At 69.7% G+C, this 14,765-nt stretch carries 5 protein-coding genes and 1 pseudogene; 3 read left to right on the forward strand and 3 right to left on the reverse strand.

The window, feature by feature from the left end; translation table 11 throughout:
* Positions 1–51 precede the first annotated feature (51 nt).
* Positions 52–1,020, forward strand: a complete 969-nt coding sequence (locus tag ACVTJA_RS31780) for an SAM-dependent methyltransferase (protein ID WP_465825285.1) — start codon at positions 52–54, stop codon at positions 1,018–1,020.
* A gap of 469 nt (positions 1,021–1,489) precedes the next feature.
* A complete protein-coding gene (locus tag ACVTJA_RS31785) occupies positions 1,490–1,654 on the forward strand; it encodes a hypothetical protein (RefSeq protein WP_465825286.1) in 165 nt (54 codons plus the stop codon).
* A 62-nt stretch (positions 1,655–1,716) separates the two neighbouring features.
* On the opposite strand, the pseudogene ACVTJA_RS31790 reads toward ACVTJA_RS31785, so the two are convergent.
* The 3 genes and pseudogenes from ACVTJA_RS31790 to ACVTJA_RS31800 all read right to left on the reverse strand — a co-directional run.
* A pseudogene (locus ACVTJA_RS31790) lies at positions 1,717–1,815 on the reverse strand (hypothetical protein); the annotation flags it as partial.
* 143 nt (positions 1,816–1,958) lie between these two features.
* Positions 1,959–12,374 carry a non-ribosomal peptide synthetase gene (locus tag ACVTJA_RS31795; RefSeq protein ID WP_465825287.1) on the reverse strand — a complete coding sequence of 3,472 codons (10,416 nt, stop codon included), beginning with the start codon at positions 12,372–12,374 and terminating at the stop codon, positions 1,959–1,961.
* Positions 12,375–12,478: 104 nt separating this feature from the next.
* Positions 12,479–13,558 (reverse strand): ornithine cyclodeaminase family protein, encoded by a 1,080-nt coding sequence (locus tag ACVTJA_RS31800; protein WP_465825288.1) that lies wholly within the window; start codon positions 13,556–13,558, stop codon positions 12,479–12,481.
* Positions 13,559–13,836: 278 nt separating this feature from the next.
* Between ACVTJA_RS31800 and ACVTJA_RS31805 the strand changes: the two genes are divergently transcribed.
* The gene (locus tag ACVTJA_RS31805) at positions 13,837–14,763 is read left to right on the forward strand and encodes a protoglobin domain-containing protein (protein ID WP_465825289.1); all 927 of its coding nucleotides are present in this window, start codon (positions 13,837–13,839) and stop codon (positions 14,761–14,763) included.
* Positions 14,764–14,765 lie beyond the last annotated feature (2 nt).

A 14,765-nucleotide genomic window follows, 5' to 3' on the forward strand; every position in this document is an offset into this window, starting at 1 on the left:
AGAAATCCTCGTCCAGTGGCATGCTGGCCGCCGGACTCGAGGAGGCGCGCGATGATCGACGTCATCAAGGTGGCAAAGCAGCTCAAGAGCGCGGTGCTGGCGGATCCGGAGCACTTCTACACGAACGAGACGGGCGCCTGGGTCGCCGGCATGCCCTCGCCGAAGGAGATCCAGATCCGCACGGGGCGCGAGCCGTATTGGATCAACCTCGGCTATTGGCGCGACGTGGAGCGCGTGGACGAGAACAACGTCGAGCGCGTGGGTGAGCTGTTCAAGGAGGCCCAGTCGCAGATGGCGCACCTGCTGGCGAAGACGGCGCGCCTGGGGCCCGGGGACACCGTGCTGGACTGCGGCTTCGGCTACGCGGACCAGGACCTGCTGTGGGCGGAGCAGTACCACCCCTCGCGCATCACCGGGGTGAACATCACGCCGAACCAGGTGCGCATCGGCCGCGAGCGCGTGCGGCTCACGGGGCTGGACGGGGTGATCCGGCTGCTGGAGGGCTCGGCGACGGCGCTGCCCTTCGGAGCCAACGAGTTCAGCGTCGTCTTCGCGCTGGAGTCCGCGATGCACTTCCGCACGCGCAGCGACTTCCTGCGCGAGGCCTTCCGGGTGCTGCGGCCGGGAGGGCGGCTGGTCATGGCGGACATGTGCATGAAGACGGACCGGGAGTCGGGCGCGGGGCTGCGGCGCCGCCTGCGCTACCGCTACTGGCGCGGCCGGATTGCCTTCCCGGAGGTCAACGTCTGGACGACGCAGCGCTACCTCGCGGAGCTGGCGGGGGCGGGCTTCAAGAACGGTCGGCTGGACTCCATCGCCGCGGACGTCTACCCGGGGGTCAACACCGCGATTGTCGCGCTGCGGGGCATGGCGGCCGTGGCGCGCCAGCCCGGCACCGTCACCGTCGACAAGGTCCGCCAGGACGTGCTGAAGGCCCGGCTGACGCCTGTTGATCAGCTCCAGTGGAGCGACCTCTTCAACTGCGACGAGTACGCGGTGGTGTACGCCGAGAAGCCGTGAACCGTCCCCGCCCGGCGCTGCCTCCGAGACGCCAGCGCCGGTCGCGAACGTGCGTAGTCCTGGCTGCGGCGCTGCATCCGAGACGCCAGCGCCGGGTGCAAACGTTGGTGGCTCTGGCTGAGACGCTGCGCTCATGACGCCTGCGCCTGGCGGCAACGCCTGTGGCTCCGACTTCGTGGAATCCGGCGGAGGGCTTCCTCCATGAGGACCACCGGAGTCCTCGGCCCTGGCCAGGGCGAGCCAGAGGGCCTCTCCCGACTCGGCGATGTCCTCCAGGTACACCGGCTCGTTGCGCTCCGCCGACGCCCGCGCCAGCTCCGTCAGCGTGCCCCAGACCAGGGCCTCACCCGCCCTGACGCAGCCGGGCCTCAGCGCTGCTTCCTGCTCGCCGTGCTGGAGCACTTCGCGCACCAGCGCCCGCGCCGCGCCGCCGGGCACCTGCTGGCCGGGGACCCTCGGATGCAGGAAGGTGAAGCTGAAGGGGCCGGGCTTGCCCAGCGCCCACTTCGCCATCGCGTTCCAGAAGACGAAGAAGGCCTCGCGGAAGGTGACGCCCTCCGCCCCGTGCTTGCAGATGTATGCCCAGTCCACGTCCTGGCAGAAGACGTTCTCGCTGAAGTCGCGCACCTCTTGAGCAAAGCGCGGCTTGCTGCCGTAGCGCCGGTACAGCGAGCCCACCGACATGCCCGCGGCCCGGGCCAGCTGCTCGGCCTTCACGTGCTCGTAGCCGTGCTGGCCCAGCACCTCCGCCGAGCTCTGCATCATCCCCGACAGGAAATACTCCGTGAACCCCATGCCCCTGCCCCTCCCGCCCCTCCGGGGCGGCCGTCCCGTGGAAGGAACGTTCCTTCCATGAAACCCTTCTACCGGAGGGGGCTGACATCACGGGTTGGATGCGAACGGAGCTACCTCCCCGGGTGGCCCGCGCCTGTCTGTGCTCAAGAGGTGGCGCTGCGCCGCTCTCGCGCGTCGGCTGCGTGGGCTCGGCTCAGGGCTTCGCGCAGCAGCGTGGCCACCCTCCTGAGCCCGTCGCCGCGCAGGAGGGTGTAGTGATCGCCCTCAACCGTGTGCACTTCCACTCCGCCCCGGGCCAGCGCCTCCCAGCCGTGCGGCCGTGACGCCGCGCTTGCCTCCAGGGAGAGCAGCGTCCCCGCGTAGGGCTGGGGCACGTAGCTCCACGCCGCGCGGAGGTTGTCCTCGAATACCTCCCGCAGCGTCGCCAGGGACTGGAGGCCCGACTCGGGAAGCGCCGCCGCGGTGCGGCCCGCTGCTTCGAGCACCCGCAGCGCCTCGTCAGGGACCATCCGTGACAGCTCCTCCTCTGAGCACGGAAGCTCGGCGCCCGTCGCGCGCAGCAGGTCGCGGTAGAAGAGCGCGCCCAGTCTCGCGGGCTCCAGCGACTCCGGAGTCATTGTCCCGTCGGGAGAGACGTTGATGTTCGCATACGAATCGATGAGCGCGACCAGGCCCACCTCTTCTCCCTGCACCTGGAGCTGGCGGGCCATCTCGTAGGCGAGGATGCCGCCCATGGACCAGCCGCCCAACAGGTACGGACCTCGCGGCTGCACGGAGCGCACGGTGTCCAGGTAGTGCGCGGCCATGGACTCCAGGCTGCCGAAGCGCGGTGCCTGTCCCTCCAGCCCCGGCGACTGCACGCCGTAGAACGGCTGGTCCGGCCCGAGCAGGTGCGCCAGCTCCGCGTACGCCAGCACCGTGCCGCCCACCGGGTGGATGCAGAAGAAGGGGCGCTTCGTCGTGCCACCTCGCAGCCGCACCAGCACGGACGCGGGGCCCTGCTCCCTGCGTAGCAGCTCCGCGATGTGCTCCACCGTGGCTCCCTGGAAGAGGGCCGCTACGGGAAGTGCTCGTCCCGTCAGCTCGCGAATCCGAGCCAGCAGGCGCATGGCCAGCAGCGAGTGGCCTCCCAGTTCGAAGAAGTCATCGCGGATGCCCAGTGGGTGCTGGCCCAGCACTTCCTCCCAGATGCGAACGAGCTGCAGCTCCATGGAAGTCCGCGGCGCGACCCGGATGCGAGTGGACTCCAGCGCCGGGCCTTCCGGCGCGGGCAAGGTCTTGCGGTCCACCTTGCCGTTGGGCGTGAGGGGCAGTGCCGGTAGCGTAACGAAGGCCGAGGGCACCATGTACTCGGGCAGCTTCGACTGCATGTGCGCACGGAGCTCCGCCACTGCGGGCGCGTCAGCTCGGGGGACGAAGTACGCGACGAGCCGCTTGTCTCCGGGCCCGTCCTCGCGAGCCACCACCACTGCCTCGCGCACCGCGGGGTGGCGCAGCAATGCGGACTCCACCTCACCCAACTCAATCCGGAAGCCTCTCAGCTTCACCTGCCCGTCCAGGCGGCCAGAGAACTCGATGCGCCCGTCCCCAAGCCACCGCGCCCTGTCTCCCGTGCGGTACAGGCGCGCACCGGGCTCCGGGCTGAAGGGGTGCGGAATGAAGCGCTCCGCCGTCAGCTCCGCACGGCCCAGGTAGCCCCACGCCAGTCCGTCTCCTCCCGTGTACAGCTCGCCCCATACGCCCACCGGCACCGGCTCCAACGCCTCGTCCAGCAGGTACACCTGCGTGTTGGAGATGGGCCGGCCGATGGACACGGTGTGCCCCACCTCGTCTGGTGCCGTCATTGGATGGCAGCAGGTGAAGGTGGTGTTCTCCGTCGGGCCATACCCGTTGACGAGCATGCGGCCCTGGGAGAGTCGTGCTCTCACTGCGGTGGGAGACAGCACGTCGCCGCCCGCGAGCACCTGCCGCACGTGCGCGAGGGCCTCGGGCTGTGTGGCCATCATCTGCTCGAAGAGAGCGGCGGTGAGCCACAGCGTGGTGATGCCGTGCCGCACCAGTGCCTGGCCCAACTCCTCCAACGAGGGCGCCGAGTCGGGGAAGAGCACCAGCTTCGCGCCGTGGAGCAGCGCGCCCCAGAGTTCCAACGTGGACGCGTCGAAGGAGATGGGGGCGAGTTGGAGAAAGACTTCGCGCTCTGACAGCTCGACGAAGTGCGAGCCCTTCACCAGGCGCACCACGCCCCGGTGCGGAATGGCCACGCCCTTGGGCCGGCCCGTCGAGCCCGACGTGTACATGACGTACGCAAGCGCATCGGCGGACGCGGGCACATCCAGGTTCTCCGCACCCTCCTGCGAGCCGGAAGCCGCTACGGGCTTCAGCGGCGCGTTCGGCACCTCCGCACTCTCCTGTGAGCCGGAAGCCCCTATGGGCTCCAGCGGCAGGATGTCCACGCGCAAGTCCGGTGGCAGACGCGACAGGAGCCTGGGCTGCGCCAGCAGTACCTGGATGCCCGAGTCCTCCACCATGAAGGCCAGCCGCTCGCTCGGGTACGCGCTGTCGAGCGGCACGTACGCACCGCCCGCCTTGAGGATGGCGAGCGTCGCCACCACCATCTCCAGCGAACGTCCCGCGCACAGGCCGACGCGAGCACCCGCTACCACGCCGCGCTTGCGCAGGTGGCGAGCGAGCTGATTGGCCCGCTGGTTCAGCTCCGCATACGTCAGCCGCGCGCCCTCGTACTCCACCGCCACGGCGTCCGACGTGCGCGCCACCTGCTCCTCGAACAGCAAATGAATGGACGCCTCGCGCGGGTACTCCGTACGCGTGTCATTCCACTCGACCAGGAGGCGGCGGCGTTCGGACTCGCCGAGCAGCGGCAGCGAGTCCACGCGCTGGCCGGGACGGGAGACGGCTCCTTGCAACAACCGCACGTAGTGCCCCGCCATGCGGGCCACCGTCTCCGCGTCGTGAAGCCCGGTGTTGTATTCCCAGTACGCCACGAGTCCCTGGGGCAGCTCGCGCACGAAGAGCGTGAGGTCGAACTTGGCCATGCCCGGCTCGAAGGACAGTTCTTCCGAGACAAGCCCCGGCAGCGCCATGGGCTCCGTCGAGCCGGTCATGACGAACGTGGCCTGGAATACCGGTGAGCGGCTCAAGTCACGCGCGGGCTGGAGTGCATCGACGAGGTGCTCGAAGGGCAGGTCCTGATGGGCGAAGGCGCCCAGGCAGGTCCTGCGCACCCGCGCCAGCAGCTCGCGGAAGGAGACGCCACCACTGGTGTCGGTGCGCAGGGCCAGCGTGTTGACGAAGAAGCCGAGCAGCGGCTCCACCTCGCGCCAGTTGCGACCTGAGATGGGCGACCCCACGATGAGGTCCGGCTGCCCGGTGTAGCGCGCGAGCAGCGCCTGGAAGCCTGCGAGCAGCGTCATGAAGAGCGTCACGCCCTCCTTCCGGCTCAGCTCGCGCAGCGCGCCCGCAAGCTCCGGCGGAAGTCGCATCGACAGGTGGGCGCCCTTGAAGGACTGCACGGGTGGACGCGGCCTGTCGGTGGGCAACTCCAGCACCAGCGGAGCCCCGGCGAGCTGTTCCTTCCACCAGGACGACTGCCGCTCCAGCACCTCGCCCTTCAGCCACTCGCGCTGCCACCGCGCGTAGTCCGCGTACTGCACCGGCAGCGTTTCCAGCGCCGGCGCTGCTCCCCTCACCCGAGCGCCGTACACGGCCGCCACTTCCTGCTCCAGCACGCGTGCCGACCAGCCGTCGAAGACGATGTGGTGCGCGCACCAGCACAGCACATGCGCTTCGGGAGATACGCGCAGCAACCTCGCGCGCAGCAGTGGGCCCCGCTCCAGGTCGAAGGGCCGGCGCGCCTCCTCCTCGACGCGGGCAAGGACATCCGCCTCCGCCACCTCCTCCACTTCCAGCTTCAGCTCAATGGACGTCTGGATTCGCTGCACCGGCCGACCGTCCACTTCCGCGAAGGTGGTGCGCAGCGCCTCGTGCCGCCGCACCACTTCCTGGAAGCCCGCCTCCAGCGCCGCCACGTCCAGCGGCCCCTTCAGCCGCACGGCATTGGGCATGTTGTACGAGAACCCACCCGCATCGATTTGCGAGACGAACCACAGCCGCTGCTGCGCGAAGGACTGCTCGGCCTCGCCGTCATGCGGCTGGTGCACCAGGGGCGGTGGGGGCTCGCCCCGCTCCTGCTCCAGTGCCGCCTCCAGCCGTCGCGCGAGCTGCGCCACGGTGGGGGCCTCGAACAGCACGCGCACGGGCAGCTCGCGGCCCACCACCTCGCGCAGGCGCGAGACGGCCCGGGTGGCCAGCAGCGAGTGGCCGCCCAGCTCGAAGAAGTGGCCGTCCGCTCCAACGCGCTCCATTCCCAGCAGCGGGCCGAAGACGCCGGCCACCACCTGCTCCATCGCCGTGCGCGGTGCCACGAAGCCTGCCTGCGCGCTCTCCGCCTTCGGCGCGGGCAACGCCTTGCGGTCCACCTTGCCCGTAGGAGCCAGCGGCAGCGTGGCGAGCGACACGAAGGCCGAGGGCATCATGTACTCCGGCAGCCGGGCCTTCAGCTGCTCGCGCAGTCCGGCGAGCTCCACCGACGGTCCCTCCTGCGGCACTACGTACGCCACCAGTCGCCGGTCTCCGGGCACGTCCTTGCGGACGATGGCCACCGCGTCGCGCACGCCGGGGAAGGCACGCAGCACCACCTCCACCTCGCCCAGCTCGATGCGGAAGCCGCGCAGCTTCACCTGTCCGTCCAGCCGGCCGAGGAACTCCACGTTCCCATCCGCCAGCCATCGCGCCCGGTCTCCCGTGCGGTACGTGCGCTCCCCGAAGCTGCCTCCGAGGACGTCCGGGACGAAGCGGTCCGCCGTCAGGTCCGGCCGCCCGTGGTAGCCATGCGCGAGGCTCTCGCCCGCGACGTACACCTCGCCGGGCACGCCGATGGGACAGGGCTCGCCCCGCGCGTCCAGTACCTGGAGCCGCACATTGGGAATGGGCTGCCCCACCGGAGGCAGCGCGGGCCACGACGAAGGAGGACCGGACGCGCGCCACGCCGTGACGACGTGGGCCTCCGAGGGCCCGTACTGGTTCTCCAGCACGCACCCGGGGAGCCGCTCGAAGAAGGCCACCAGCGCCGGAGTCACCTGGAGCTGCTCGCCCGCCGTCACCACCTCGTTGAGCGGGGGCAATTCCGCCTCGTTGAGGGCCGCGTCACACAGCGCCTGCAGCGCGACGAAGGGCAGGTACAGCCGCTCCACGCGGTGCCGCACCATGTAGCGCAGCATGGCGGTGGGGTCCTGGCGCAGTGGCGGCGTCATCAGCAGCACCCGCCCGCCCAGGCACCAGGTGCCGAACATCTCCTGGAAGGAGACGTCGAAGTTGAGCGAGGCGAACTGGAGCGTGGTGGCGTCCGGCTTCACCGAACGCTGGAGCAGCCACCACAGCATGTTGCCCACCGCGCGGTGGGACATGACGATGCCCTTGGGCCGGCCGGTGCTGCCCGAGGTGTAGACGAAATAGCAGTGCGTCTCCGGAGACACCTCCACCGGCGGGACGTGGGTGGGACGGGCGGCAATGGCGTCCGCAGCCTCACCCAGACGCAGCAGTCGCGCGCCCGTGCCGGAAGGCACCGCCGAGACGAGATGCCCGTGCGCCACCACCACCGGTGCGCGAGTGTCCTCCAGCATCAGCGCGAGGCGCTCGGAGGGCCATGTCGGGTCCAGCGGCAGGAAGGCCGCACCCGCCTTGAGCGTGGCCAACACGGCCACGGGCATGTCCAGGCTGCCGCGGTCCAGGCACAGGCCCACCGAGCCATTGGGGTGCACACCGAGCGCAATGAGGTGATGCGCGAGCTGATTCGCGCGCGCCTCCAGCTCCGCGTAGGTGAGTGAGCTCGTGCCGTCCGTCACCGCCTCGGCATGCGGCGTGCGCTCAACCTGGGCCTCCACCCAGCGATGCATGAGGCCCGGGACGTAGGTGGCGTCCTCTCGTGCGCCCCACTCAAGCAACAGCTTGCGGCGCTCGGCCTCGCCCAGCAGGGGCAGGGCATCCACGCGCTGGCCAGGATGGGACACGGCGCCTTGCAACAGTCGCACGTAGTACCCGGCCATGCGGGACACCGTCTCCGCGTCGTAGAGGTCGGTGTTGTATTCCCAGTACGTCTCCAGCCCACGCGGCGTGTCCCACGCGAAGAGGGTCAGGTCGAACTTCGCCGTGCCGGGCTCGAATGGAAGGTCCTCGGCGGTGACGCCGTGCAGGGCCAGCGGCTTCGGCGTGCCCGGCATGACGAACATGACCTGGAACAGCGGCGAGCGGCTCAAGTCTCGCGTGGGTTGCAGCGCATCGACGAGGTGCTCGAAGGGCAGGTCCTGATGGGCGAAGGCGCCGAGGCATGCCTTGCGCACGCGGCCCAGCAGCTCGCGGAAGGTCGTGCCCTCCGTGTCCACCCGCAGCGCGAGCGTGTTGACGAAGAAGCCGAGCAGCGGCTCCACCTCGCGCCAGTTGCGGCCGGAAATGGGTGAACCCACGACGATGTCCGACTGGCCGCTGTAGCGCGCGAGTAGCGCCTGGAAGCCCGCGAGCAGCGCCATGAAGAGCGTCACACCCTCACGCCGGCTGAGTTGATGAAGGGCTCTCGCCAGGGTGTCCGGCAGCGGCACGCGCAGCAGCGCACCCCGGAAGGACTGCGCGGGAGGACGTGGCCGGTCGGTGGGCAGCTCCAGCACGGGCGGTGCCCCGGCGAGCTGCGCCTTCCACCAAGACAACTGCCGCTCCAGTACGTCGCCCACGAGCCACTCGCGTTGCCAGCGCGCGTAGTCCGCGTACTGCACTGGCAGCGACTCCAGCCGCGGCGCTTCTCCGCGCAGCCGGGCCGAGTAGGACTCCGAGAGCTCCTGGTACAGCACGTCGACGGACCAGCCATCGAAGACGATGTGGTGCACGCACCAGAGCAGCGCGTGGTCTTCCGGAGCCACGCGCAGGAGGCGCACGCGCAGCAGCGGGCCGCGCTGGAGGTCGAAGGGCTTCCTGGCCTCCTGCTCCACCTCGGCGAGGACGTCCGCCTCGGCCAGGTCCTCCACGTGCAGCTTCAGCTCATGGGGCGCGTGGATGCGCTGCACGGGCCGGCCATCCACCTCCGCGAAGGTGGTGCGCAGCGACTCGTGACGCCGCACCATCTCCTGGAAGCTGGCCTCCAGCGCGCCCACGTCCAGCGGCCCCTTCAGCCGCAGGGCGAAGGGGATGTTGTACGAGAAGCCGCTCGCGTCGAGCTGCGAGATGAACCACAGCCGCTGCTGCGCGAAGGACTGCACCGCTTCACCGCCGTGCGGCTGGTGCACCAGCGGAGACGCCCCTGCCCCATCCGCCTCCTCCAGGCGTCGCGCGAGCTGCGCCACCGTGGGAGCCTCGAAGAGGGCGCGCACGGGCAGCTCGCGGCCCACCACCTCGCGCAGGCGCGAGACGGCCCGGGTGGCCAGCAGCGAGTGGCCGCCGAGCTCGAAGAAGTGGCTGTCTGCCCACACGCGCTCCCGTCCCAACAGGGGGCCGAACACACCGGCCACCACCTGTTCCATCGCGGTGCGCGGGGGCACCCTTTCCCCTGCGTCCTCGAGGTCCGGTGCGGGCAAGGCCTTGCGGTCCACCTTGCCGTTGGGCGTGAGGGGCAGTGCCGGTAGCGCGACGAAGGCCGAGGGCACCATGTACTCGGGCAGCTTCGACTGCATGTGCGCACGGAGCTCCGCCACTGCGGGCGCGTCAGCTCGGGGGACGAAGTACGCGACGAGCCGCTTGTCTCCGGGCCCGTCCTCGCGAGCCACCACCACTGCCTCGCGCACCGCGGGGTGGCGCAGCAGTGCAGACTCCACCTCACCCAATTCGATGCGGAAGCCTCGCAGCTTCACCTGTCCGTCCAGGCGGCCAGAGAACTCGATGCGCCCGTCCCCAAGCCACCGCGCCCTGTCTCCCGTGCGGTACAGGCGCGCACCGGGCTCCGGGCTGAAGGGGTGCGGAATGAAGCGCTCCGCCGTCAGCTCCGCACGGCCCAGGTAGCCCCACGCCAGTCCGTCTCCTCCCGTGTACAGCTCGCCCCATACGCCCACCGGCACCGGCTCCAACGCCTCGTCCAGCAGGTACACCTGCGTGTTGGAGATGGGCCGGCCGATGGACACCGTGTGCCCCACCTCGTCCGGTGCCGTCATCGGGTGGCAGCAGGTGAAGGTGGTGTTCTCCGTCGGGCCGTACCCGTTGACGAGCATGCGGCCCTGCGACAGCCGCGCTCGCACGGCGGTGGGCGACAGCACATCGCCTCCCGCGAGCACCTGCCGCACATGCGCCAGGGCCTCAGGTTGCGTGGCCACCATCTGCTCGAAGAGAGCGGCGGTGAGCCACAGCGTGGTGACGCCGTGCCGCACCAGTGCCTGGCCCAACTCCTCCAACGAGGGCGCGGAGTCGGGGAAGAGCACCAGCTTCGCGCCGTGGAGCAGTGCGCCCCAGAGTTCCAACGTGGACGCATCGAAGGAGATGGGGGCGAGTTGGAGGAAGACTTCGCGCTCTGACAGCTCGACGAAGTGGGCGCCCTTCACCAGGCGCACCACGCCCCGGTGCGGAATGGCCACGCCCTTGGGCCGGCCCGTCGAGCCCGACGTGTACATGACGTACGCAAGCGCATCGGCGGACGCGGGCACATCCAGGTTCTCCGCACCCTCCTGCGAGCCGGAAGCCCCTACGGGCTCCAGCGGCAGGATGTCCACGCGCAAGTCCGGAGGCAGACGCGACAGGAGCCTGGGCTGCGACAGCAGCACCTGGACGCCCGAGTCCTCCACCATGAAGGCCAGCCGCTCGCTCGGGTACGCGCTGTCGAGCGGCACGTAGGCACCGCCCGCCTTGAGGATGGCGAGCGTCGCCACCACCATCTCCAGCGAACGTCCCGCGCACAGGCCGACGCGAGCACCCGCCACCACGCCGCGCTTGCGCAGATGGCGAGCGAGCTGATTGGCCCGCTGATTCAGCTCCGCATACGTCAGCCGCGCGCCCTCGTACTCCACCGCGACGGTGTCCGGCGTGCGTGCTGCCTGCTCCTCGAACAAGGCGTGGACACACGTGTCGCGTGGATATTCCGTCCGCGTGTCATTCCACCGCACGAGGAGCTGCTGGCGCTCATCTTCGGAGAGCAGCGACAACTCCGACACGCGCCGCTCCGGCCGTGCGACGGCTTCACTCAGCAGCCGCGCATGGTGCTCCGCCATGCGGGCCACCGTCTCCTTATCGAAGAGCGCGGTGCTGTACTCCCACAGACCCACGAGCCCCTCGGGCGTCTCGCGCACGAAGAGCGTCAGGTCGAACTTCGCAACCCCGGGCTCGAAGGCGACATCCGAGGCGCGAACGCCTGGGAGCTTCAGCTCGGCACCGGGCTCGCCCTGGAGCGCGAAGGCGGCCTGGAAGACGGGCGTGCGGCTCACGTCGCGGGTGGGCTGGAGCGCATCCACCAACTTCTCGAAGGGCAGGTCCTGGTGCGCGAAGGCACCGAGGCACGTCTTGCGCACCCGGGCCAGCAGCTCCTGGAAGGACGCGCCTTCCGTGTCGACGCGCAGGGCCAGCGTGTTGGCGAAGAAGCCGACCAGCCCCTCCAGCTCATACTGACTTCGCCCCGCGACCGGCGAACCCACGACGACATCCGTCTGCCCGCTATAGCGCGAGAGCAGCGCCTGGAAGCCCGCGAGCAGCGTCATGAAGAGCGTCACGCCGGCCTTGCGACTCACCTCGCGCAGCGAGCTCGCCAATGCCTCCGGCAGCGGCACGCGCAGGAGCGCACCGTGAAAGGACTGCACGGGAGGGCGCGGCCTGTCCGTGGGCAGCTCCAGCACGGGCGGTGCTCCGGCGAGCTGCGCCTTCCACCACGACAACCGCCGCTCCAGCACCTCACCCTCGAGCCACTCGCGCTGCCACTGTGCGTAGTCCGCGTACTGCACCGGCACGGGCTCCAGCCCCGCCTCCCCTCCCCTCACCCGCGCGCCGTACACCGCGGCCACCTCCCGCTCCAGCACGCCCATGGACCAGCCATCGAAGACGATGTGATGCACGCACCAGAGCAGCACGTGGTCTTCCGGAGCCACGCGTAGGAGGACCACGCGCAGCAGCGGGCCGCGCTCCAAATCGAAGGGCCTGCGCGCCTCCTCCTCGACGCGGGCAAGCACCTCCGCCTCCGCCACCTCCTCCGCTCGCAGCTTCAGCTCAATGGACGCGTGGATGCGCTGCACGGGCTGGCCGTCCACCTGCGCGAAGGTGGTGCGCAGCGACTCGTGCCTCCGCACCACCTCCTGGAAGCCCGCCTCCAGCGCCGCCACGTCCAGCGGCCCCTTCAGCCGCGTGGCGAATGGCGCGTTGTACGCGAAGCCTCCCGCGTCGAGCTGCGCGAGGAACCACAGCCGCTGCTGCGCGAAGGACTGCACCACCTCGCCGCCGTGGGGCTGGTGCCTCACCGTCGGCCTGCGTCCCGCTCCGTCCACCCGCTGCCGTACGCCCTCGCCCGCTGGAGGATGTGTCTGCATCATGGTGCACCTGACCTCGCGCCAGCCCGGCTGGACGCGCCAGGCGCGCCCCGGGGGAATCCAGGTGAAGAAACAGTCTGCTGTGTGAGGGCGCGGAACCGGCGGCGTCAGTCCAGGCGCGCCGTGCGCAGGGCCGCCTGAGAGCCGTGCGCCGGCAGGAGCTCGTCATAGGGATTCATCGCGTCCCCCGACAGGCTCTCCAGCTCCACCTCCGTGCCCAGCCCGAGCTCCCGCGCGCGCCGCGTGAGGGCCCGCGTCACCACCTGGTCCTCCAGCGCGAAGCCCGTGGAGTCGAACACCGTGGAGCGCTTGCGCCAGTCCGCGTAGCGCTCCGGATGCTGGATGACTTCGATGATGCAGGGGCCAATCTGCTCCGGCCGCAATTGCTGGCACTCACCCTCGACGAGTGCCTGCTCCAGGAAGTCCGGGCACACGAGGCTGCGCTCCAGCAGCGACAGCGGCAGCTCGATCTTCCCCGGCAGGTCCGAGCCCACCGCGTTGATGTGCACCGACGGCTTGAAGCGGCCATCCGACATGACGGGGCCCTCGCCCACGCCCACCGAGGTGACGGTGCAGATGATGTCCGACTCCGCCTCCAGCTCCTCCAGCGACGCCGGGCGCACGTCCAGCCCGAGGAAGCCCACGCGCCGCAGGTAGGTGCGCAGCACGCCCAGGTCCACGTCGTACGCGAGCACACGCTCGATGCGAAACAGGCGAGACAACGCGTGCAACTGCGTGACGGCCTGGGCCCCGCAGCCCACCATGCCCACCACGCGGCTGTCCGGGTCCGCCAGGTACTTGCTGGCAATCGCCGACGCCGCGCCCGTGCGCAGCGCCGTGGGCAGCACGCCGTCCATCAACTCCATCAGCCGCCCGGTGGCGCAGTCGTACACGCTATTGGTGGCGATGATGGTGGGAACCCCATAGCGGTGGGGATTGTTCGGGTTGTAGCCCACCACCTTGATGGTGATGGACTCGCCGTGCTGCATCACCGGCATCCACTCCAGCACGCCGGTGCGCTCGTTGCGCAGCGTGAAGCCGTCCCGCTTGCGAGGCTCCGTGCGCTCCGTGTCGAAGTGGCGGAACGCCGACTCCAGCGCCTCGATGACGGTGTCCATCAAGGCGTCGATTCCCTCCGTCTGCACGAGCTTGCGCAGGTCGGCCTGCGTCACGAGGAGTGTCTTCACGCGCGCTCTCCTGGGGGGCGGGAGGTTGGGGGGACGAGAAGTGGACGCACTCTGCCACCATCCAGGGCTTACTGTTAAGTCAGCGATCCAATCTAAATTGGATTTAACAGAAATACCTGCATTCAACTTCTTCAATGCCATGCATCACGTGGGAGCGGGTGCGCGACTGGGCGCTCCCCCTTCATCCAGACGCGCGCATTCCGCCGCCTGCTCCTACAGTGCGTCTCTGGCGAGAGGGTGCTCCGTGGGTCACACCCTTCAAGCGAGGGAGGACGTGGATGCAGAATGAAAGGCAGCACATGGCCGCGCTGGGCTTCGACGAGCAGGAGCTCTCCAGCCGCCGCACCTATTTTCAACTCGGTGATGAGGACCTGGCCCGGCTGAAGTCGCTCCGGCCCTTCGCGGAGCGGCACAACGACGCCATCGTCGACGCCTTCTACAACGAGCTGCTCCTCAAGCATGACGAGAGCCGGCTCTTCTTCCGCGACCCGGCCGTCCTGCAGCGGGCCTCCAGCGCGCAGAAGCGCTACTTCCTCCGGCTCTTCTCCGGCGTGTGTGACCTGGCCTACGTGGCGGACCGGCTGCGCGTGGGCACCACGCACCAGCACCTCAACGTCGCTCCCAAGTGGTACCTCGGCGCCTACGCCCACTATCTGCGTCTCATCGACCAGCGCCTCTACCAGGAGCTGGGTGACACACCCGAGACGGAGACGCTCATCCGGAGCATCCAGAAGCTCGTCTTCTTCGACATGTCCGTCGCCATCGAGACGTACATCGCGGCGGGCGTGGAGGCGATTGAGCGGCACCAGGCGGCCATCCGCGAGCTGTCCACTCCCGTCATCCAGCTCTACGAGCGCGTGCTGCTGTTGCCGCTCATCGGGACCATCGACGGGCTCCGTGCCCGGCAGATGGTCGAGCGGGTGCTGGAGCGCGTGGTGAAGACGCAGGCCAGGGTCATCATCCTGGACATCGCGGGCGTGGCGGTGGTGGACACCAGCGTGGCCAACCACATCATCCAGACGATGGAGGCGGTGCGCCTCTTGGGCGCCAACACCATCCTCAGCGGCATCCGCCCGCAGGTGGCGCAGACGCTGGTGCAGCTCGGGGTGGACTTCTCCGCCATGCACACCTGCGCCAGCCTGCAGGAGGGCCTGGAGCTGGCGCTGGACATGACGGGCCGGGTGATTCGCGCCCGGGGGAAGTGACG

The sequence above is a fragment of the Pyxidicoccus sp. M6 genome (genome assembly GCF_055568925.1).

Excerpts from the sequence above, each read along its gene's own strand:
- ACVTJA_RS31805 (WP_465825289.1), top strand. The coding sequence starts at position 13,837 with ATGCAGAATGAAAGGCAGCACATGGCCGCGCTGGGCTTCGACGAGCAG.
- ACVTJA_RS31780 (WP_465825285.1), top strand. The coding sequence starts at position 52 with ATGATCGACGTCATCAAGGTGGCAAAGCAGCTCAAGAGCGCGGTGCTG.
- ACVTJA_RS31795 (WP_465825287.1), bottom strand. The coding sequence starts at position 12,374 with ATGATGCAGACACATCCTCCAGCGGGCGAGGGCGTACGGCAGCGGGTG.